The 19,635-nt window shown below is 53.1% G+C and carries 19 protein-coding genes; 13 read left to right on the top strand and 6 right to left on the bottom strand.

The annotated features are described in order from the left end of the window. The first annotated feature begins 33 nt into the window (after nt 1-33). The 11 genes from H8L32_RS19150 (at nt 34) to H8L32_RS19100 (ending at nt 11,955) form a co-directional block, all read left to right on the top strand. Complete coding sequence (locus tag H8L32_RS19150; RefSeq protein ID WP_186948865.1) at nt 34-1,923, top strand: TonB-dependent receptor domain-containing protein; 1,890 nt, start codon at nt 34-36, stop codon at nt 1,921-1,923. Between the two features lie 166 nt (nt 1,924-2,089). After that, on the top strand, nt 2,090-3,145 hold the full coding sequence (locus H8L32_RS19145; protein ID WP_230412308.1) for a FecCD family ABC transporter permease: 1,056 nt from the start codon (nt 2,090-2,092) through the stop codon (nt 3,143-3,145). Next, the gene (locus H8L32_RS19140; protein ID WP_186948864.1) at nt 3,145-3,918 is read left to right on the top strand and encodes an ABC transporter ATP-binding protein; all 774 of its coding nucleotides are present in this window, start codon (nt 3,145-3,147) and stop codon (nt 3,916-3,918) included. Before H8L32_RS19145 ends, H8L32_RS19140 begins: the two co-directional genes overlap by 1 nt. A 38-nt stretch (nt 3,919-3,956) precedes the next feature. Continuing rightward, the gene (gene cobO / locus H8L32_RS19135) at nt 3,957-4,595 is read left to right on the top strand and encodes a cob(I)yrinic acid a,c-diamide adenosyltransferase (protein ID WP_230412307.1); all 639 of its coding nucleotides are present in this window, start codon (nt 3,957-3,959) and stop codon (nt 4,593-4,595) included. Continuing rightward, nucleotides 4,589-5,950: a cobyrinate a,c-diamide synthase gene (locus H8L32_RS19130; RefSeq protein WP_186948863.1), complete on the top strand. Its 1,362-nt coding sequence runs from the start codon at nt 4,589-4,591 to the stop codon at nt 5,948-5,950. Before cobO ends, H8L32_RS19130 begins: the two co-directional genes overlap by 7 nt. Beyond that, nucleotides 5,947-6,525: a bifunctional adenosylcobinamide kinase/adenosylcobinamide-phosphate guanylyltransferase gene (cobU, locus tag H8L32_RS19125; protein ID WP_186948862.1), complete on the top strand. Its 579-nt coding sequence runs from the start codon at nt 5,947-5,949 to the stop codon at nt 6,523-6,525. The genes H8L32_RS19130 and cobU overlap by 4 nt, the downstream gene beginning before the upstream one ends. Then, nucleotides 6,519-7,472 carry an adenosylcobinamide-phosphate synthase CbiB gene (gene cbiB / locus H8L32_RS19120; RefSeq protein ID WP_408058949.1) on the top strand — a complete coding sequence of 318 codons (954 nt, stop codon included), beginning with the start codon at nt 6,519-6,521 and terminating at the stop codon, nt 7,470-7,472. Before cobU ends, cbiB begins: the two co-directional genes overlap by 7 nt. Continuing rightward, nucleotides 7,465-8,478 carry a threonine-phosphate decarboxylase CobD gene (cobD, locus tag H8L32_RS19115; protein WP_186948861.1) on the top strand — a complete coding sequence of 338 codons (1,014 nt, stop codon included), beginning with the start codon at nt 7,465-7,467 and terminating at the stop codon, nt 8,476-8,478. The genes cbiB and cobD overlap by 8 nt, the downstream gene beginning before the upstream one ends. 99 nt (nt 8,479-8,577) lie before the next feature. Beyond that, nucleotides 8,578-9,495, top strand: coding sequence for a cobalamin-binding protein (locus tag H8L32_RS19110; RefSeq protein ID WP_186948860.1), 918 nt, complete (start codon nt 8,578-8,580; stop codon nt 9,493-9,495). Next, nucleotides 9,492-10,304, top strand: coding sequence for an ABC transporter substrate-binding protein (locus tag H8L32_RS19105; RefSeq protein ID WP_186948859.1), 813 nt, complete (start codon nt 9,492-9,494; stop codon nt 10,302-10,304). Before H8L32_RS19110 ends, H8L32_RS19105 begins: the two co-directional genes overlap by 4 nt. A gap of 229 nt (nt 10,305-10,533) precedes the next feature. After that, nucleotides 10,534-11,955 (top strand): cobyric acid synthase, encoded by a 1,422-nt coding sequence (locus tag H8L32_RS19100; protein ID WP_186948921.1) that lies wholly within the window; start codon nt 10,534-10,536, stop codon nt 11,953-11,955. On the opposite strand, the gene H8L32_RS19095 is transcribed toward H8L32_RS19100, so the two are convergent. Then, the gene (locus H8L32_RS19095) at nt 11,952-12,359 is read right to left on the bottom strand and encodes a hypothetical protein (RefSeq protein WP_186948858.1); all 408 of its coding nucleotides are present in this window, start codon (nt 12,357-12,359) and stop codon (nt 11,952-11,954) included. The two genes, H8L32_RS19100 and H8L32_RS19095, sit on opposite strands and share 4 nt — an antisense overlap. Nucleotides 12,360-12,593: 234 nt before the next feature. On the opposite strand from H8L32_RS19095, the gene H8L32_RS19090 reads away from it, so the two are divergent. Then, the gene (locus H8L32_RS19090; RefSeq protein WP_186948857.1) at nt 12,594-13,337 is read left to right on the top strand and encodes a hypothetical protein; all 744 of its coding nucleotides are present in this window, start codon (nt 12,594-12,596) and stop codon (nt 13,335-13,337) included. A gap of 182 nt (nt 13,338-13,519) precedes the next feature. Next, entirely contained in the window at nt 13,520-15,154 is a 1,635-nt protein-coding gene (locus H8L32_RS19085) for a DUF342 domain-containing protein (RefSeq protein ID WP_186948856.1), read from the top strand. A gap of 73 nt (nt 15,155-15,227) precedes the next feature. Here H8L32_RS19085 and H8L32_RS19080 read toward each other — a convergent pair whose 3' ends face one another. From H8L32_RS19080 to selD, 5 genes are all read right to left on the bottom strand, one after another. Next, nucleotides 15,228-15,920 carry a tetratricopeptide repeat protein gene (locus H8L32_RS19080; RefSeq protein ID WP_186948855.1) on the bottom strand — a complete coding sequence of 231 codons (693 nt, stop codon included), beginning with the start codon at nt 15,918-15,920 and terminating at the stop codon, nt 15,228-15,230. Between the two features lie 36 nt (nt 15,921-15,956). Further along, nucleotides 15,957-16,643 carry a hypothetical protein gene (locus H8L32_RS19075; RefSeq protein ID WP_186948854.1) on the bottom strand — a complete coding sequence of 229 codons (687 nt, stop codon included), beginning with the start codon at nt 16,641-16,643 and terminating at the stop codon, nt 15,957-15,959. Between the two features lie 10 nt (nt 16,644-16,653). Next, nucleotides 16,654-17,292, bottom strand: coding sequence for a CatA-like O-acetyltransferase (locus tag H8L32_RS19070; protein ID WP_186948853.1), 639 nt, complete (start codon nt 17,290-17,292; stop codon nt 16,654-16,656). 73 nt (nt 17,293-17,365) lie between these two features. Then, a complete protein-coding gene (gene tal / locus H8L32_RS19065) occupies nt 17,366-18,301 on the bottom strand; it encodes a transaldolase (RefSeq protein WP_186948852.1) in 936 nt (311 codons plus the stop codon). Between the two features lie 34 nt (nt 18,302-18,335). Next, on the bottom strand, nt 18,336-19,394 hold the full coding sequence (gene selD, locus H8L32_RS19060) for a selenide, water dikinase SelD (RefSeq protein WP_186948851.1): 1,059 nt from the start codon (nt 19,392-19,394) through the stop codon (nt 18,336-18,338). Between the last annotated feature and the right edge of the window lie 241 nt (nt 19,395-19,635).

Raw genomic sequence — 19,635 nt, 5'->3', positions numbered from 1 at the left:
ACGTCGGCTGCATGTTTTATTTTTCTGAAAATCATGACATCTGTATTCAAACCACTCGCCCTCAGCCTGGCCTTGGCCGCTGCATTCCCGTCCTCTACCGTCTTTGCACAAACTGCTGCCGTTGGCGCGGCTTCCAGTGTGGTCATTACCGCTGGCCGTCAGGCGCAAGCCGCCAAGGACGTGCTGGCTGACAATGTCGTCATCACAGCAGAAGAGATCGCCAAATCTGGTGCTGCTTCCATTGTCGACCTGTTGCAACAACAACGCGGCATAGAAATTACCCGCAACGGTGGACCAGGCACTTCATCTTCCGTGTTTTTGCGCGGTGGTAATAATGCGCAAAACGTAGTGTTGATTGATGGCGTACGCATTGGTTCATCCACCACGGGTGGTGCAAGCTGGTCTTCCATCCCACTGTCACAGATCGACCGTATCGAAGTCGTGTATGGTCCTTTGTCCAGCTTGTATGGCGCAGATGCCATGGGCGGCGTGATACAGATATTCACCAAAAAAGGTACAGGCGTTCTCACACCTACCGTATCGGCAGGTCTGGGCAGCTACGGCACACGCAAATTGCAGGCAGGGATCTTCGGTTCTGTTGCCAGCAATCTCAGCCTCAGCCTGAACGCGGGACATGAAGAGAGTGATGGCTTCTCTGCCACCAAACCCGGCGTCGGTTCCAGTTATAACGCTGACAAAGATGGCTACAAGATGGATAGCTTTAATGGCCGTCTGGTGTGGGAAATCAGCAAGGGCTTCGAACTGGGTGCCAGTGTTTTGCGCAGCCGCAATGACGCACAGTATGATTCCGGTGCAGCAAAAGATGACCACAATATCGGTACACTGGAAACCATCGCCATCTTTGGTCGTGGCAAGTTCACTGATTACTGGTCTGCATCGCTGCAATATGCACAAACGGCAGACAAGGGCTTCAGTACAGGCTTTGGCTCCAGCCAGATTGATACGCGTCAGAACAGCGTCAGCTTCCAGAATGATATCCGTATCGGTAAAGACGTACTGCAATTGATCGCTGAAACCCGTGAAGAAAATGTTGATTCTGTTTCTGCCGGTTCGGCCACAGAGGGCATCAACGGCGCGAAACGCACGACGAATTCATTTGCCGCATCGTATGTATTCAAGCAGGATGCGCATCTGGCCAGCGCCAGCATCCGCAATGACCGCAGCTCGCAATATGGCTCCAACACCACAGGCAGCGTCGCTTACGGCTACCGTTTCACTGACGCCCTGCGCGTCAATGCCAGCTATGGCACCAGCTTCCGTGCACCAACTTTCAATGAACTGTATTACCCTGGTTACGGCGTTGCCAGCAACAAACCAGAAAAAGCAAAAAATGCAGAAATCGGTGTGTATTTTGAACAGGGCGATACGCAGTTGAGCGCTGTGTATTATCAAAACAAGGCAACAGACTTGCTGGTCTATGTTTCTGGTAACGATCCACAAGGTAAAGCTTATTGCCCAAACACACCTAATTATGCTTTTGGCTGCGCGCATAATGTTAACAAGGCGACTTTGTCCGGCTTGACTGTGGGTGGTACAACCCGTTTTGCTGACCTGACACTGCGTGCCTCTATTGACATCCAGGACCCAAGAGACGATACGGCAAACAAGCGCCTGGCACGCCGTTCCAAACAGCATGGTACTTTGGCTGCTGAATATGCGTTTGCGAATGCAAAAGTCGGTGTGGAATCCATCTACTCTGGTGATCGCTATGATGATGCTGCCAACTTGAGAAAATTGGGTTCGTATAATCTGCTGAACCTGTACGGAACATATGAAGTGGCAAAAAATACCACCGTGCTGGCACGCTGGAACAATGCTTTGAACAAAGACTATGAACTGGCAAGAAATTATGCAACAGCTGGTTCAAATGTATTTGTTGGCGTGAACTACGGCTTTAAATAAGCTTGACAGTGATGTGATGAGTGCCTGGTTCCGATGGGCCTCTTCCTCATTGCCCGGTTTGTCAGTTGATATCAGTTGATGTCAGTTGAATCATGGATGTGCAGGCCGCTTTATTTTCTGCGGTGCTGCACATCACAAGCTGTTTTACCTTTGGACCAGACCAATGATGGCGTCTTTATTTTCTGCACGACAGCGCAAGCAATCCCCCAGGATGGCGGTCGCTCAACGTGCCGGACTGGTTCTCCCGATTTTATTGGCCGCCGCCATAGCCAGCATACTGATTGCCTGCGTCTGTGGTTCGGTATCCCTGAGCTTTGCCGAGCTATGGCAAGCCATGCTGGAATTGTTGCGCGGCCCGCCAACGACCTTGCCAGGCAGTCTGCTGGATTTGCGTCTAGGTCGCGCGCTGACCGGTTTTGTGACCGGGGCCACACTGGCGCTGGCTGGCGTCATGATGCAGGCGCTGTTACGCAATCCACTGGCTGACCCCTATGTGCTGGGCATATCTGGCGGTGCATCTGTCGGTGCGCTGGCAACCATACTTTTTTTTGGCGCGTTCTGGCTGGTGGATGTGGCTGCCTTTGCCGGTGCGATTACCGTAGCGCTGCTGTTGTTTGGTTTGGCCTACCGTGATCTGCGCGGCGCTGGCAGCACCGATGGCAGTGCACCTGTACTGTTGCTGACTGGTGTTATCGTCGCCACCGGTTGTGGTGCCATCATCACCCTCATGCTGTCGATTGCGCCGGACAGCCGCCTGCGTGGCATGGTGTTCTGGATGATAGGCGATCTGTCGAATACCCAGTCGCGTTATCTGCCCTGGCTGATACTTGGCGTTATCCTGCTGTTTGCCATGCGTAATGCGCGGTCCATCAATGTCGCTGCCATGCATGCCGACAATGCCAGCACCCTGGGTGTCAATATTGGCCGTCTGCGCCAGTTGCTGTTTTTATGTTCTGCCTTATTGACAGCCAGCGCTGTCAGCAATGCAGGCAGCATAGGCTTTGTTGGCCTGATCATGCCGCATATCTGCCGCTTTGCCTGGGGGCCTGATCATCGCCTGCTGGTACCTGCTGCGACTTTGGCTGGTGGTTGTTTCCTGGTGCTGGCTGATACCGTTGCCCGCACGGTGGTGGCACCACAGCAGTTGCCGGTTGGCGTCATTACTGCACTGGTGGGTGTGCCGATGTTCCTGCTGCAACTGCATCAACTGCGGAGGCGCTGATGGACATTCGCGCCCTGAATTTATCCGTAGGCAAGCGTGTGCTGGTGCGTGATTTGAACTGGCACATACAGCCAGGCGAATGCTGGTGCATCATAGGTCGCAATGGTGCCGGTAAAAGCACCTTGCTGCGCACGCTTGCTGGCCTGCGCCCCATAGAAAGTGGCCAGGTTTATCTGCGCGACAAATTGCTGCAAGACTGGTCATTGACCGAGCTTGCACGTGAACGTTCTTTCTTGCCGCAGGGCAGGGTAGATGCTTTCGGTTATTCTGCACTGGATACGGTACTCAGCGCCCGTCATCCCTACCAGAATGCGCATTACTGGGAAAACAGCGACGACATGGATCTTGCCCTGTCATCGCTGCATGAATTGGATGTCGCCGACATGGCAGAGCGCGATGTACGCAGCCTGTCTGGCGGTGAAAGACAGCGCGTAGCCATCGCCGCCTTGCTGGCCCAGGATGCCAGGTGGATGCTGCTGGATGAACCGGCGAATGCGCTGGACCTAGGGCATCAGGTCAGCGTCATGCAACTGTTTGCCCGTTTGTGCCGTCAAGAGAATGCACAGCAAAACAAGGCTGTCGTCATGGTCAGCCACGACCTCAACATGGCTTACCGCATTGCCACCCATGCGCTGTTGCTGATGGGGGATGGCAGTTGGCAAGCCGGGCCTGCCGATGACATATTCAATGCATCCCAACTCAGTCTCTGCCTTGGGCACCCCATAGAACGCTTCACTCATGGTGGGCAAACCTTGTTTTTCCCGCAAAACTAAAAATCCAACAAACCATCAAATAAATCATCACTATCATCATGACAAGTGCAATGCCACCAAAGCCAGACACCGCGACAGACAACATCAATACCCGTCATGAACGCCGCATGCAGCGCAAGAAAGCGATGATGGATGAAAAGATAGAGCAGGCCCAACGCAAGACCGGTGTCTTGCTGGTGCATACCGGCAACGGCAAGGGTAAAAGTTCCAGCGCCTTTGGCATGGTCATGCGCGCCATGGGACATGGCATGAAGGTCGGTGTGGTGCAGTTCATCAAGGGTGCCATGTCGACCGGAGAAGAAATTTTCTTGCGCCGCTTTCCGGACGAAGTCGAATTCCATGCCATGGGCGAAGGCTATACCTGGGTTACGCAAAACCGTGAGCGTGATATGGAAAAAGCCGCCGTTGCATGGGAACAGGCAAAGCGTTTTCTGACTGACCCAACCATAGGCCTGGTGGTGCTGGATGAACTCAATATCGCCCTGAAATACCATTACCTGGATTTGCAGATGGTCATTGATGATCTGGATGGCAGGCCAGAAATGCAGCACGTCGCCGTCACCGGTCGCGGTGCCTTGCCGGAGCTTATTGCCATTGCCGATACCGTGACAGAAATGCAGGTCATCAAACATGCCTTCAAGGAAGGTATCGTTGCGCAGGCAGGTGTGGAATGGTAAGGCCCAGCGCCAAAGTCGTTCTGATATCGGCTATTGCGTCAGGCCAGGGCAAGACCACTACCACGGCAGCACTGGCACGCAAGCTGGTGACGCTTGGCAAGAGGGTGCGTGTATTTAAAACCGGGCCGGACTTTATCGACCCAATGATGTTGGAGCGCGCTTGTGGTTCAGCCGTGCATTCGCTGGATTTGTGGATGGTGGGTAAAGCCGAATCCGAAGGCATGCTGGCGCGTGCCGCGCTGGATGCAGATGTGATCCTCATCGAAGGTGTCATGGGCCTGTATGACGGCAACCCCTCATCTGCTGATCTGGCGCGTGCCTTTGGCGTGCCTGTTGTGGCGGTATTGGATGCCTCTGCCATGGCGCAGACCGTAGGCGCTTTGGCCATGGGTTTGCGTGATTTTGGGCCGGTGCATCTGGCGGGCGTTATTGCCAACCGCATCGCCTCTGAAGGCCATGCGAAGATGGTAGCGGCTGCCATGCGCGATATCCCCTTGTTGGGCAGCCTGCATCGTCAGGACGAAGCCTTGCCCGAGCGTCACCTGGGCCTGGTCTTGCCGCAAGAAGTGGATCGTATTGAAACCATACTCGATGCCATGGCAAACAGCCTGGAACTGGACATGCAAGCCTGGGATGCCCTGCCAGACAGCAGTTTTGAATTGCATGAACAGGCCTCACTACACGCCTCGCAGCATGTATCTCAACCCGCAATCAATCTGGCAGGCAAGACCATTGCCATTGCGCGTGATGCCGCGTTTGCGTTTATCTATCCGGCCAATCTTGAATGCCTGATCGGATTGGGTGCCGAACTGGTTTTCTTTTCGCCTTTGGCAGATGAGGCCATACCGGCCCAGGCTGATGCTCTGTACCTGCCAGGTGGTTACCCGGAACTACATGCAAAGACACTGACGCAAGCCAGCAAGTGGCTGGCATCCGTGCATGCTGCCCATGCGCAAGGTATGCCAATATGGGCCGAGTGTGGCGGCATGATGGCGATCACCGAAGGTCTGGTCGATCAGCAGGGCCAAAGCTGGCCCATGACGGGTTTGTTGCCAGGCAAAGTCATCATGCAAAAAAGGCTGGCCGCCCTGGGTGCGCAGGCGCTGGCGACACCGCAGGGTGAATTACGCGGGCACACCTTTCATTACTCGCGTTTTGAAACCACATTGATTGCCAGCAGCCATACCATCAAGCATTCCACCCAACAGCAGGGCGAAGCTGTTTTCCAGCTTGGGAATGTGCGTGCTTCTTATTTTCATGCCTACTTTGCCTCCAACCCGGCGGCTGCGGCTGCGCTGTTTTTAGCAGATTCATTAGTGGATGCAACAAGGGATACACTAAGGGATGCAACATGAACTCCGCACATCGTGCCAGCCTGATTTTTGGTGGTGCGCGTTCTGGCAAGAGTGCATTTGCCGAACAACTGGCGACCAGGCTCAGCAAGGATCAGAAAGAAATACTGTACCTGGCAACCGCTAAGGCAGGTGATGCCGAAATGCAGGAGCGTATTGCCCATCATCGCACACGTCGCCCCGCGCATTGGGGCACGCTGGAACAAGGCCTGGAACTGGGTGCGACCATCATGGCGCATAGCCGTGCAGACAATATCATCCTCGTCGATTGCCTGACGGTCTGGTTGTCCAATTTGCTGTTTTCAGAATCGACAGACTTTCCTGAAATCGGCCACATTACGCCCCCACCGCAGTTCGCCGTGCAACGCCAGGCCTTGCTGGATGCATTGGTGCAGGCACCCGGGCAAATTATCCTGGTATCGAATGAAGTCGGTATGGGCATTGTTCCTATGGGGGCGGTATCGCGCTGGTTTGTTGATGAAGCCGGGCGTTTGAACCAGGCCGTGGCAGCCATTGCAGACAATGTGGTCTGGGTTGCTGCCGGTTTACCACTGTATTTTAAAGGCCAGCCATGCTGATGCAGGATGGCCTGGTCATGGTGTTGTGCCTGTTACTGGGCATCCTGCTGGATGTGGGCCTGGGCGAAGTGAAGAAGTTCCACCCGCTGGTGGGTTTTGGTAACCTGGCTAATGCCATAGAACGCCGCTTGAATACACCAACAGCAAGTCGCTGGACCGGTGCCCTGGCCTGGTGTCTGGCGGTCTTGCCACTGGTCGCACTCAGCTTGCTAATGCTGGTGCTGGCGCAGCGTTTCAGTCTGTGGCTGGCTCCCGTATTGCACATCGTATTACTGTATTTTTGCCTGGGTTTGCGCAGCCTGCATGAGCATAATGCAGCTATCGCCACGGCTTTGCAGGCTGGTGATTTACCGGAAGCCAGAAAACGTACTTCTTACATCGTCAGCCGCGACACGCAAGATGCAGACGAAGCTTATCTGGCCAAAGCCAGTGTCGAATCGGTACTCGAAAATGGCTGCGATGCCGTCTTTGCCACCTTGTTCTGGTTCATCCTGCTGGGTGGTGCTGGTGCAGTGCTGTACCGGTTGGTGAATACCCTCGATGCCATGTGGGGTTATCGCTCGGCACGATTCCTGCGCTTTGGCTGTGTTGCTGCACGCATTGATGATTTCATGAACTGGATACCGGCCCGCCTGACTGCATGTACTTATGCTGTGCTGGGCAAGACCCGACTGGCATGGCAATGCTGGCAGCGCCAGGCACCTGGCTGGCCCAGCCCGAATGCAGGGCCAGTGATGGCCGCCGGTGCTGGTGCGCTGGGCCTGGCGCTGGGTGGCACAGCCAGTTATGACGGCATAACGGAAACACGGCCACCGCTGGGGGAAGGTGATACAGCAAAGGCGGCAGATATTCTGCGTGCCCTGCGTCTGGTCGAAGGGGGCGCAGCACTCTGGTGTGGTATCGCTTTACTGTCGGTTTTATTTCTGGGTGGAGTCATCCATGCTTGAACATGGCGGCAATTTACGCGATGCAGTGCGACATTTTGGCCGTCCGCTGGAAGACTGGCTGGATTTGTCCACTGGCATCAATCCGCATTTCTATCCTGCACCGCCACTGGCAGCTAATGCCTGGCATCGCCTGCCTGAATATTCTGATGCACTGGTACAGGCTGCGCAATCTTATTACCGAGCACCGCAGATGCTGGCCGTGGCAGGCTCGCAGGCTGTGATACAGGCTTTACCACGCTTGCGCCCGACTGCGCAGGTTGTCGTATCGGCCCCCAGCTATGCCGAACATGCTTACCAGTGGCGGCAAGCCGGGCATGCAGTGACAGAATGTGCGTATGCTGCGCTTGACAGCGCAGTGGCCGATGCAGATGTTGTTGTGCTGTGTAATCCCAATAATCCTACGGGTGAAATTATTCCGGCAGCCCAGCTTTTACGTTGGGCAGCACACCTGGCTGAACGTGGTGGCTGGCTGGTGGTGGATGAAGCTTTTGCTGATACCGTGCCTGATATCAGCGTGGCGGCCCACGCAGACCAGCCTGGTCTGATCGTCCTGCGTTCAGTCGGCAAGTTCTTTGGCCTGGCAGGAATACGTCTTGGCTTTGTCGCCGCTGAGAAAAATTTACTTTTGCAACTGACGAATTATCTTGGCCCCTGGAGCGTGAGTGGACCCGCGCAACAAATTGCTGTTGCTGCTTTGAATGACCAGGCCTGGCAAGCCCGTACGGCAGGGCTTTTGCAGCAGGAAGGGGAACGCCTGCGCCAGCTTTTGAAGATGCATGACATGCATGCGTCAGGTACGGATTTGTTCCAGTGGTGCAGTCATCAGGAACTGGATGGTCAATCGGAGCGGCTGTGGCAGTTCATGGCAGAGCGCGGCATATGGCTGCGCTGGTTTGCGCAAGGGCCAAACAGGCCGCATGGTCTGCGCTTTGGTTTGCCGGGGAGTGAGGCTGGGTGGTTGCGGTTGGAGATTGCTCTGGATGAATGGTGTGAGTTAAATCGTTAAGACCACTCACCACAGAGGCACAGAGACACAGAGGAAGCACAGAGGAAGTGCAAGAGAGAGCATTGCATTTCGCGTTGATATTTTGAATATGGAAAATTTATGTCCAAGCTTTTGAGTTTTGTGATTACTATGGGGTTTGCTGTATTGACTGGTCATGCGCAGGCGGCGATTACTGTGACGGATGACATGGGTAATCAGGTGACGCTGGCGAAGCCGGCGCAGCGGATTATCAGTCTGTCGCCGCATGTGACGGAAATGATTTACGTGGCAGGTGCAGGTGACAGGATTATTGGTACGGTCAAGTACAGCGATTATCCGGCAGCGGCAAAAAATATTCCGCATGTAGGTGACAATCGTCAACTGGATATTGAACGCATACTGGCGATGAAGCCGGATTTGCTCATCGTCTGGATGCATGGTGCCTATGAGCGCCAGCTGGAAATTCTGCACAAATCCGGCGTACCCTATTTTTTCAGTGAACCGCACAAGCTGGACAATGTAGCCGACACCCTGATCAAGTTCGGCAATCTGTTTGGTACAGAAAAACAGGCGCAGGCAGCGGCAGCAGAATTCAGGCAACAGGTGCAACAGTTGAGCAGCCAGTACCAGAACAAAAGCAAGGTGAAAACCTTCTATCAGGTATGGGGCAAGCCACTGTATACATTGAATGATAGCCACATCGTCAGCGATGCGATTCGTACTTGTGGTGGTGAAAATATATTTGGAAAATTACCCACTACCGCACCCGTTGTCGGGACAGAAGCCGTCTTGCAGGAAAATCCTGAAGTCATTATCTCTGGCGACAGCAAAACCCAGGCAGTAAGTGGCGTCGAGCAATGGAAAACTTTCCCTACCTTGCTTGCAACCAAAAACAATAATCTGGTGTCTATAGAAGGTGATCTGGTTAATCGTTCTGGTCCACGCATTATTGAAGGTGCAAAACTGATTTGCCAGGCACTGGAACTGGCCAGGCAAAAACGCGATAAAACCGTGGTGCTGCCACAAGGGAAAAAATGAATTCAGCCAGTATGTATCAACGCATTGCCTGTCTTTCCACCGAAGCGGTGGAAGTCTTGTATGCCCTGGGGGCAGAAGACTGTGTGGCCGGCATTTCTGGCTATACCACCCGTCCGGCCCGCGCCCGTGATGAAAAACCCAAGGTCAGTGGCTTTTCTTCTGCCCAGATAGAGCGCATTCTGGCTGTCAAACCTGATCTGGTCATTGCCTATTCGAATATGCAATCCGAGATTTCACGTGAATTGATTAGTGCAGGCATAGAAGTACATGCCTTCAATCAGCGTGATGTCGCCGGTATATTGCATATGATCAAGGTGTTGGCGAACCTGGTCGGTAAGCAGCAGCAGGGCACAGCATTGATTGCAGAACTGCAAGCCCAGATAGACATCGTCAAACAACAGACAGGTCTATGGACACGCCGCCCCAGGGTATATTTTGAAGAATGGAATGAACCCCTGATGTCCGGTATAGGCTGGGTGTCAGAGCTGATACAGATAGCCGGTGGTGAAGATGTTTTTGCTGACCTGGCGGTTTTTCACAGTGCCAAACAACGCATCATTGCCGACCCTGCTGAAGTTGTCAGGCGGGCGCCGGATATCATCATCGGTTCCTGGTGTGGCAAGAAATTCCGCCCCGACAGTGTCGTGGCACGTGAGGGCTGGGATCATATCCCGGCCGTGCGTTATGGCCGGGTGCTGGAAATAAAATCAGCGGATATCCTGTCGCCCGGACCGTCAGCGATACAGCACGGGCTGGTGCAATTGCATATACTGATTGCCGAATGGCAGGCAGCACAAAACTCTAATTAGGACTTACTCAAAACCGCCCCAGCTGCGTTGTAGCTCCTCTCCTAGGAGCCGCGTACTGTTCGTACTGTCTTCGTCGCTACGGCGTAGTCGGGGTTTCAGACAATACATTGTCTGCCGACGTAACGAACCTCCCCTGCAAGGGAGGTTTCCTAAAAGCGATAGCCTTGCTGGGCCAATTTTGAGTAAATCCTGTTAATAAGAATACGGTCATATGAATATTTCCACGCTGATGGTACAAGGCACCACGTCCGACGCAGGCAAAAGTACGGTCGTCGCCGCCCTGTGCCGTTTGCTATACCGACAAGGTGTGCGCGTCGTACCCATGAAGCCGCAAAACATGGCATTGAATAGTGCCGTGACCATCGATGGTGGCGAGATAGGTCGCGCCCAGGCCTTGCAGGCCGTGGCTGCGGGTTTGCCTGCGCATACCGACATGAATCCGGTCTTGCTGAAGCCGTCGTCGGATACCGGTGCCCAGGTCATCATCCATGGCAAGGTGCGGGCAGATATGGATGCGCGTGATTATCATCAATACAAAACCGTCGCCATGGGTGCCGTGCTGGAATCCTATGCCCGTCTGCAACAGCAATATGAGGCGATTATCGTCGAAGGTGCAGGCAGCCCGGCAGAGGTGAATTTGCGTGACCGCGATATCGCCAACATGGGCTTTGCCGAAGCCGTTGATTGCCCTGTTATCCTGGTGGCCGATATTGACCGTGGTGGAGTGTTTGCCCATTTTGTCGGCACCCTGGATTGCCTGTCTGAATCCGAACAAAAACGCATAGTCGGTTTTGTCATCAACCGCTTTCGTGGTGATATCCGCCTGCTGGAACCGGGGCTTGACTGGCTGGAACAAAAAACCGGCAAGCCTGTGCTGGCCGTACTGCCTTATCTGCACGGTCTGCAACTCGATGCTGAAGATGCGATACAGTCCAGCCAGGGCAATGCAGGCAAGTTTCGCATCATTGTGCCCGCCATACCGCGTATCTCGAATCACACGGATTTTGATGCGCTGCGCGCCCACCCTGATGTTGATCTGCAGTTCATCGGCCCCGACAGGGCAATACCGCCTGCCGATCTGATTATTTTGCCTGGCAGTAAAAACACCCGCGCCGACCTGGCATTTTTGCAGGCACAGGGCTGGCAGCCCGTGCTGGAAAAGCACCTGCGTTATGGCGGTAAAGTCATCGGTATTTGCGGTGGCTATCAAATGCTGGGCCAGGTTGTCAGCGACCCGCATGGTGTAGAGGGAAAGGCCGGTGATTCGGGTGGACTTGGCCTGCTCGACATCACCACTGAACTGACCCAGGAAAAGCGCCTGCAACAGGTGACAGGTGTTTGCGCATTTAATGCAAATGCTGCACAAGTCAGCGGCTACGAAATCCATATGGGTATCACCTATGCCAGCAATGACACGCAACCCGTCTTCACCATCAACGGCGAAGACGAAGGTGCACGTTCACCCGATGACCTTATCCTTGGCACTTACCTGCACGGTCTGTTCGATCACCCCGAAGCCTGTGCTGCCTTGCTGGCCTGGGCCGGGCTGGAAAGCGAGCACAAGGTCGACCTGGCTGCCTTGCGAGAACACAGCCTGAATCGGGTGGCAGATGCCTGCGTGCCATTGCTGGATGCCTTGCAGCGACTTTAATCTGTGATTGCCGGTGTTCGTACCGGCAACAACTGCGCAATGCCAAAAGCAATTTCAAACACGGTGAACACCAGTATGATCTGGCTTGCTCCATGAGCGACGGCATATAGTTGCCACATGCTGAACAGAATGCGCCCGACAGCATCATAGTGACCGTATTCAATACGCGTATCCCTCAGGCGCAGGATGGCCCAGATAGTGACAATCGACCCCAGCAAATTCGCCATCAATACATGGGCAGCAGCGAAAGCCGGAAATTCGCCTGCGATACCCAAACTGCTATTGAGTTGTGACAGGCTTTGGTGAACCAGGGCAAAACTCCAGGGAGTGACAAAGCCTATGGTGACAATCAGGTCATACCAGGCACTGGCGCGCACAATGCGCAGGTAATTGTTCAGTTGCATGCAGTCTCTCCAGAAAATGTGGTGAGATCATGTTAAACCCTGGTGTAGAGACCAGGGTCAAGCTGAAATGCATGACATGTTGAAAAAGTCCGGGAGACAAAGCAGGTCATCATTGACAGCAAACAACGTATGAAAAAGCAGTGCTGATATGATTGCAGCCACTGCAATATAATGGGGTCACTTCAGGGGTAGGCGCAGTTTTGCCTCTGCATCATTCACGAATCGGGAAAATACTTGATCTCCAGAACAGTTCTTGCTACCTGCCTGTCATTGCTTGTGATGAGCGTGTATTCCTATGCTTCTGCAATGGAAGATGCACCGGTCAGGGTAGAAATCTCAAGTACCAGAGATCCTGAACTGAAATCCTACAGGCAGATGTACAAGGGGCTGGAAGCATTTGATCAGCAACGGCAACTGGCACCTGCTGCTGCACTGAAATTCGTGCTGTTACCGGTTGACGCAAAAACCAGTTTGAGCGATCTGACCATGCGTATCGCCAGCGAAGAGAGTTCTGTCCCGATTGCGGTTGGCCCCGATGGCAGCTTTGTCTTGCCAAAAATCCCCAGCGCCCTGACCGAGAATGCAGATCTGCTGCTGAACCGGAGAAAAGGTCTGTTCCGCTGGCGTCCTGACATACGCAGTGAAGGTGTGCCAGCAGACAAGCGACGTTTGGGCGATTTACGTCTTGAATGCGGTATATGGTGGGCAGTGGAATACGACGATACGCCCTATGACACGCGCACTCTGTTTCGCCTTCTTGGTGGTGCCTGCCACTCATCCTTTGTCACTATTTCTTTCTGGTCACCCAGGAAATTGAGCGCGGCTTATCTGGTCAGCAAGGACCGCAGGGCAAAAATACAGATCAGCAAGAATGGCTTGCAATTCATCCCGCCTCTGTATGACAAGGGCTGGGCTGACGATGCCTTGATCGAATTTGAATTTGCAGCAGTGAGCGAAGAGCCCGCAGTGTCAAAGTAAGCCGGAATCTGTAAAAGATACATGCCAGAACCTGTACGAGCAGGTTTTTCGATAAAGCAGGCTTTTTCAAGCAAATTCAATCAAGATGACGCTAATTTCACAAACCTTGTCGTAGATTATTCATTTGTGATGTAATAATGTGCAACCCATTTGGAGTAAAGCTTCAATCTTGAGGAAGCATCTTGGACGAGTCGCTTTCTAATCCGGCAACATTATCATTTTTTGTGGACGAATCCGCAGGGGTATTGTGCGCCCACTATACACCACAGGAAGACACGGCTACCCCCGACCTGGCCGATCTGGAAGATGCGCTCAACGCCAGCGAGTATGCCACTTTTCATAGAGAACAGTCGGCTCTGCTGGCCTTTATAAAACTGTGCCGTGACGCTAAAGAACCAGTTAAACTCGACATCGGAGCGCGCAGGGATGCAGAATTTTCATTGCGTCTGTCCGATGATTTATTGTCTGCCTGGCTGACGCTGATTCCTGCGCAAGGCGGCAAGCCTGTCGGTAAAGCGGTCAACGATGCCTTGCGTGAACAAGGCATTATCCATGGCATTTTGCATGCAGAACTGGATGCGGCACTGGCCGCAGGCGTGTGTGACAATTTGCTGATTGCCCAGGGCGAGCCGGTACGCAACGGCACAGAGGGACGACTGGAACCCTTGTTTGGTGAACATAAAAATGCAAAAGCACAAAGGGATGAACTGGCTGTCATCAAGTTCCGCGAGCTGGGCCATATCCTCATTGTACATGCGGGTGATGAGCTGATGCGCCGCATACCACCGGTACAGGGTAAATTCGGCATGAACATCATGGGCCAGGTGGTACTGGCCAGGCCATTGCCAGAGATGCAGTTTGGGCCACACCTGCAAGGTGCTGCAACAGCAGCCACCGATCCGGATTTATTGCTGGCGACGAATAGTGGCCAGCCCATGATCGTGCCTGATGGGGTGATCGTCAACCCCGTGCTGCAGGTACCTGATGTTGATCTTGGTACCGGCAATATCCGTTTTGAAGGCACCATCCATGTCGAAGGTGATATCAAGGCCGGCATGAGTCTGAACGTGACCGGTGATGTGATCGTCAACGGCCTGGTTGAGGCGGCCGAGATAGTTGCTGGTGGTAATGTGGCAGTAAAAGGTGGCATTATCGGTCTGGCCGAAAAAAAACCGGGTACCCAAAGCATGAGCGGCATGACCTCGCGCATCAAATGCGGGGGCACCGTGCAGGCACTGTTTGCCGAGCATTCGCATATCGAAGCCGGGCTGGCCATACAACTGGAGCAGAGTGCCCGCCAGTGTGACCTGATCGCCAGAAAAGAAATCATCGTCGGCAAGCCCGGCTCAGGCGTAGGCAATATCCTGGGCGGCAGGGCACAGGCCGCATTGCTGGTCGCGGCTGCTTCGCTGGGTTCTTCCAATGGCGCAAAAACCCAGATACAGGTGGGCTTTGATCCTTACCTGGAAGAAGAAATCAAGAACAAGGAACATCAGGCCGGACGCAAGGAAGCAGAACTGGATCAGGTCTTGAAGCTGCTGGCTTTTTTCGTCAAAAATCCGCAAAAGGCTGCCGGTGGTGTCGGTGAAAAAGTCGACGCCAAACGCCTGCATCTGCTGGACGAGCTGAAGGCACTTGACGCAGAGATCGACACGGTGGAATCAGAACTGGAATTGATAGAACAGGCCGGCGTCAAGGTCATCAAAAAAATCCACGAAGGCGTGGAAATCCAGATAGGCAAACAAAAATGGCTGGTCAAGGAAGACGCCGGACCAGGTAACTATCAGGTGCGTGACGGCAGGATAGTGATAGTGTGAACTTTGCTTGTCTGGGGCGCAGCATCATTGATTTGGCAGTCATCATGCTACGGAGCAGGGTAAGTGGACAGACTTATTTAGCAGCCTTCTCCGGCTGCCAGTCCTGCGCCAGTGCCAGGGCTTCGCTGACTTGTTCCTTGCTCATTTTGGCTTCGACAAATTTCTTGTAGACGGCGGTGTCTTCATAGTCGCCTGCCAGGGTCAGCCATTTGTAGGCTTCTACCAGATTGACATTGACACCTCTGCCTTTCAGGTAGATCAGGGCCAACTGGTACTGGCCGCTGGCATTGTTTTGATTGGCGGCTTGCTGGAATAATTCTTTGGCTTTGGCAAAGTCGCGTGCTACGCCGGTGCCGGTGATATACAGTATGCCCAGACTGTATTGGGCGTCAGCATAGCCCTGATCAGCGGCTTTCCTGAACCAGGATGCAGCGATGCCGTGGTTGGAGACGACGCCTTTGCCTTTTGCATACATGCGCCCCAGATTCACCTGGGCACGTACATTGTCTTTGCTGGCAGATTGTTCAAACCAGGACATGGCTTGCTTGTAGTCTTGCTCTATGCCTTCGCCGTTCAGGTACATCAGACCAAGGTTGAACTGGGCATCGGCATTGCCCTTGTTGGCTGCAGCCCGGAATGATACTGCCGCAGAAGAAAAATCACCCTGTTCGTAATAGCTGACACCATCGCTGAAATCGTCAGCGCGGACTGTACCAATTGCCAGCACAGAGGCGAGCAGGAAGATTGCCTGATTAATTTTTTGCATGATATTTCCCTCTACAGTGCAGATAAGTCAGCAGCCTCAGTTTACTGGCTTTGGTGTCCAGTCAGCATGGTTTTGTTTGATAGACATCTTCGCTTTCTTAAAGGGAATCTGGATATCAATATTGCCCTGCATTTTTCCCCTGAAGCACAAGCCTTCTTTGCCTGGTTCAGTATAGCGTGTACTGAAATCGGCATCTGCATAAAAAGCCACATGCATGGAGGTATCCATTTTGACCATGCAGGCAGTATCAGGATTAACCCAAACCTTGATATCGATTTTCTTGCCTGCGCCATCATCACTGAGCTGGAATACCGCAAGATTTTTTCCGTCCAGGTTCTCACTATTGAGTCGTTTGACCTTGACTTCGCCTTCCAGCAGGCTAGATTTGAGTTCATCGAGGCCGGTCAGCATCTTGTTGATGCCATCAGAAGATTTTTTTTGCTCAGGCAGGATTTGCCAGTTGCTGTCTGTGGTGGCACTTGTATATTTGGGCTCCTGTTTTTCCCAACCATTCAATGTAGATTTGATATAAGCAGTTTTGTCTGGCTGGTCTTTGCGCTCGGCATTGATCTGGGTCCGTATTTCTTTTGGAACCCACTGATTTGTTAGTTTGTACTGTGACATGGTTTTATTCCAGAGCGGATCTGCTTCTGCCCTGGCATGCGCTGCTGGCAAAATCACCAGGCTAACGAGGAATATGGACGTTTTTATCTGCTTTATCATACTTATCATGCTATTTGCTTTGGCCAGACAAGGCTGCCTCCAGTGTCGTGACGAACTGATGTACGTGATAAGCATCCACCAGGCCATGGTGTACGAATATCGCTACAGGCAGCATGAGGCGCTGGTGCTGTTTGAAAAACTTGCCAACGGAAATTTTGGGCACGCTGTCCTTGCGGTCATATTGCCGTGCATGGGTCAGGCCGGTAAAGCTGATCCAGGGTATGGCAGAAAAATGGATGACGTCATCACGCGCGCATTCATCATTAAAACAAAGGCCGCTGCTATTCTTGATTTTATCCATGGCGATGTTGGCACCGGCGGCAAAGCTGGCAAAATCTTCTTCGTAATAGATAGGACAAAAACCGAAAGTATGGTCGGCGCGTTGCACGGTGGCATTCGCATGTATGACTTCGTAGTCAAATACCTTGCCATCTTTTATACGGTAACGCATCGCATCCGTGTGCATGATGGCGCGCAGTATCTGATGCAGATAAAACAGGAAAAAAGAATGTTGCTCATCTTTGCAATGCTGATAAGCCCAGGTGCAATCCACATTCAGGTTCAGGCCGTGGAAGGGTTCATCCATTTGCGAAAAAAAGGCGAAATGCTCGCGCCGGTTCCAGTTTGCGATGTCTAGCTGCTTTTTCATGTTAACGTCATTTAAAATAAGAGAGGGCAGAATAAATCTGCCCTCTCATCATAACCCGTCAGACGCAATCAGTTCAACGCATTGCGGCAATCATCTTTTCCAGCTTGACGGTATCGGCACAGAAGGCGCGTATGCCTTCGGACAGTTTTTCTGTCGCCATGGCGTCTTCGTTCAAGTCAAGGCGGAAGGTTTTTTCATCCATGCTGACTTTTTGCAGGTCAGAAGAAGCTGCCAGTTCCTTGCTCAGTTTTTGCGTGACATTGCTAGTGCTGTCGCTGAGTTTTTGCAAAAGATCAGGGCTGATGGTCAGCAAGTCGCAGCCAGCCAGTTCCAGGATTTGTGAGGTATTGCGGAAGCTGGCACCCATGACTTCGGTGTTGTAGCCAAACTTGCGGTAGTAGGTATAGATTTTCTTGACGGACAGGACACCAGGGTCATCGGCACCAAAGATTTCCTGGCCAGTCTTGTTTTTGTACCAGTCATAGATACGGCCAACGAAAGGGGAGATCAGTTGCGCGCCAGCTTCGGCACAGGCTATCGCCTGGGCAAGGCTGAACAGCAGGGTCATATTGCAGCGTATGCCTTCTTTTTCCAGTACTTCAGCCGCACGGATGCCTTCCCAGGTCGAGGCAATCTTGATCAGGATGCGGTCGCGCGGGATGCCGGCAGCTTCATACATGGCGATCAATTGGCGGCCCTTGGCAACGGTGCCGGCGGTATCAAAGGACAGACGGGCATCGGTTTCAGTAGAAACACGGCCAGGAATGACTTTGAGGATTTGCAGGCCAAAAGCGATCAGCAGGTGATCGATGGTTTCATCGATGGATTTGCCTGCGGTGTCCTTCACTGCTTTTTCCAGCAAAGGCAGGTATTCAGGCTTTTGCACTGCCTTCAGGATCAGGGATGGATTGGTGGTCGCATCGCGTGGTGCATAGGCCTGTATTGCCTGGAAATCACCGGTATCGGCAACAACGGTCGTGTATTGCTTGAGTTGTTCTAATTGGTTCATGGTATGTGCAAAAGTAGGGGCAAGGTCAAAAAAATCAGGGCAGGACGGTCACCAGCGGTTCGCCTGTAACAATATCACCAATTACGGCAGCTTCCAAGAAGCCGCCCTGGCGGAAAATTGCCAGCACATCTTCTACTGCGGCCGGGTCACAGGCAACCAGCAGTCCACCGGATGTTTGTGGGTCGGTCAATAAAGATTGCTGGGGTGGGTTGATTTGTGCATCCAGTATGACGGACTCGCCATAGGCGGCCCAGTTGCGGGCAGATGCACCGGTTATATAGCCATCTCTTGCCAGCCGTTCTACATTGGCCAGCAAGGGTATGGCAGACATGTTCAGGCGTGCGCCCAGTGCCGAACCACGGCAGACTTCCAGCAAATGGCCGAGCAGGCCAAAGCCGGTGACATCGGTCATTGCATGTACGCTGGCAAGGTCAGACAGGGCCTGGCCAGGTTTGTTGAGTTTGGTGGTGCTGGCGATCATGGTGTCAAAGCCAGTGCTGTCGAGTACCTGTTTTTTCAGGGCGGCAGACAAAATGCCTACTCCCAGCGGTTTGCCAAGGATGAGCTTGTCACCGGCTTTGGCACCGGCATTGCGTTTGACTTTGGATGGGTGTATCAGGCCCATGACTACCAGGCCATAAATCGGTTCGACAGAATCGATGGTGTGGCCACCGGCGATAGGGATGCCCGCTTCGGCACAGATGGCTTCACCACCCTGGATAATTTTGCCTATGACTTCCAGTGGCAATTGGTTGATGGGCATGCCGACCAGGGCCAGGGCCATGATGGGGGTGCCACCCATGGCATAGATATCGGAAATGGCATTGGTGGCAGCGATACGACCAAAATCAAAGGGGTCGTCCACGATGGGCATGAAAAAATCGGTGGTGGCTATCAGCGCCTGCTCGTCATTGAGTTTGTAAACCGCTGCGTCATCCGAGGTTTCTATGCCGACCATCAGCGCCGCTGGTACCGGAAAGCCAGATGATTTTTTTAATATTTCAGCAAGTACGCCCGGCGCAATCTTGCAACCGCAGCCACCACCATGCGAGAAGGAGGTAAGGCGGACTGGGGTGTCGGTAGCTGTACTCATGGGCTTTTATTGATCGTCTGTTTGTCAGAAGCTTGATTATACGCCGGACCAATAAGTATAAAAAAAGCGACCACCAAAGTGATCGCTTTTTTGTGATATTGCTTATGCAGCAATGTCTATGTTACTTCTGTTTGTATGAAAATACAAATCTTGGAATCGCTGTGTAAGTGTAGCGAGCGGTGTCAGTTTGAGTCGAGAAGCGCAACCGTACCAGGGTACGGTGAGCATCACAGGCTCAAAA

The organism is Undibacterium hunanense (assembly GCF_014284335.1).
Lineage (GTDB): Bacteria > Pseudomonadota > Gammaproteobacteria > Burkholderiales > Burkholderiaceae_D > Undibacterium > Undibacterium hunanense.
The sequence above is the reverse complement of the archived record's forward strand: the minus strand, read 5'-3'. Positions and strand labels throughout refer to the sequence as shown.

What these genes read in the sequence shown, in the direction of transcription:
- H8L32_RS19150 (WP_186948865.1), top strand. Translation starts at nt 34, where the DNA reads ATGACATCTGTATTCAAACCACTCGCCCTCAGCCTGGCCTTGGCCGCT.
- H8L32_RS19145 (WP_230412308.1), top strand. Translation starts at nt 2,090, where the DNA reads ATGGCGTCTTTATTTTCTGCACGACAGCGCAAGCAATCCCCCAGGATG.
- H8L32_RS19140 (WP_186948864.1), top strand. Translation starts at nt 3,145, where the DNA reads ATGGACATTCGCGCCCTGAATTTATCCGTAGGCAAGCGTGTGCTGGTG.
- cobO (WP_230412307.1), top strand. Translation starts at nt 3,957, where the DNA reads ATGACAAGTGCAATGCCACCAAAGCCAGACACCGCGACAGACAACATC.
- H8L32_RS19130 (WP_186948863.1), top strand. Translation starts at nt 4,589, where the DNA reads ATGGTAAGGCCCAGCGCCAAAGTCGTTCTGATATCGGCTATTGCGTCA.
- cobU (WP_186948862.1), top strand. Translation starts at nt 5,947, where the DNA reads ATGAACTCCGCACATCGTGCCAGCCTGATTTTTGGTGGTGCGCGTTCT.
- cbiB (WP_408058949.1), top strand. Translation starts at nt 6,519, where the DNA reads ATGCTGATGCAGGATGGCCTGGTCATGGTGTTGTGCCTGTTACTGGGC.
- cobD (WP_186948861.1), top strand. Translation starts at nt 7,465, where the DNA reads ATGCTTGAACATGGCGGCAATTTACGCGATGCAGTGCGACATTTTGGC.
- H8L32_RS19110 (WP_186948860.1), top strand. Translation starts at nt 8,578, where the DNA reads ATGTCCAAGCTTTTGAGTTTTGTGATTACTATGGGGTTTGCTGTATTG.
- H8L32_RS19105 (WP_186948859.1), top strand. Translation starts at nt 9,492, where the DNA reads ATGAATTCAGCCAGTATGTATCAACGCATTGCCTGTCTTTCCACCGAA.
- H8L32_RS19100 (WP_186948921.1), top strand. Translation starts at nt 10,534, where the DNA reads ATGGTACAAGGCACCACGTCCGACGCAGGCAAAAGTACGGTCGTCGCC.
- H8L32_RS19095 (WP_186948858.1), bottom strand. Translation starts at nt 12,359, where the DNA reads ATGCAACTGAACAATTACCTGCGCATTGTGCGCGCCAGTGCCTGGTAT.
- H8L32_RS19080 (WP_186948855.1), bottom strand. Translation starts at nt 15,920, where the DNA reads ATGCAAAAAATTAATCAGGCAATCTTCCTGCTCGCCTCTGTGCTGGCA.
- H8L32_RS19075 (WP_186948854.1), bottom strand. Translation starts at nt 16,643, where the DNA reads ATGATAAAGCAGATAAAAACGTCCATATTCCTCGTTAGCCTGGTGATT.
- H8L32_RS19070 (WP_186948853.1), bottom strand. Translation starts at nt 17,292, where the DNA reads ATGAAAAAGCAGCTAGACATCGCAAACTGGAACCGGCGCGAGCATTTC.
- tal (WP_186948852.1), bottom strand. Translation starts at nt 18,301, where the DNA reads ATGAACCAATTAGAACAACTCAAGCAATACACGACCGTTGTTGCCGAT.
- selD (WP_186948851.1), bottom strand. Translation starts at nt 19,394, where the DNA reads ATGAGTACAGCTACCGACACCCCAGTCCGCCTTACCTCCTTCTCGCAT.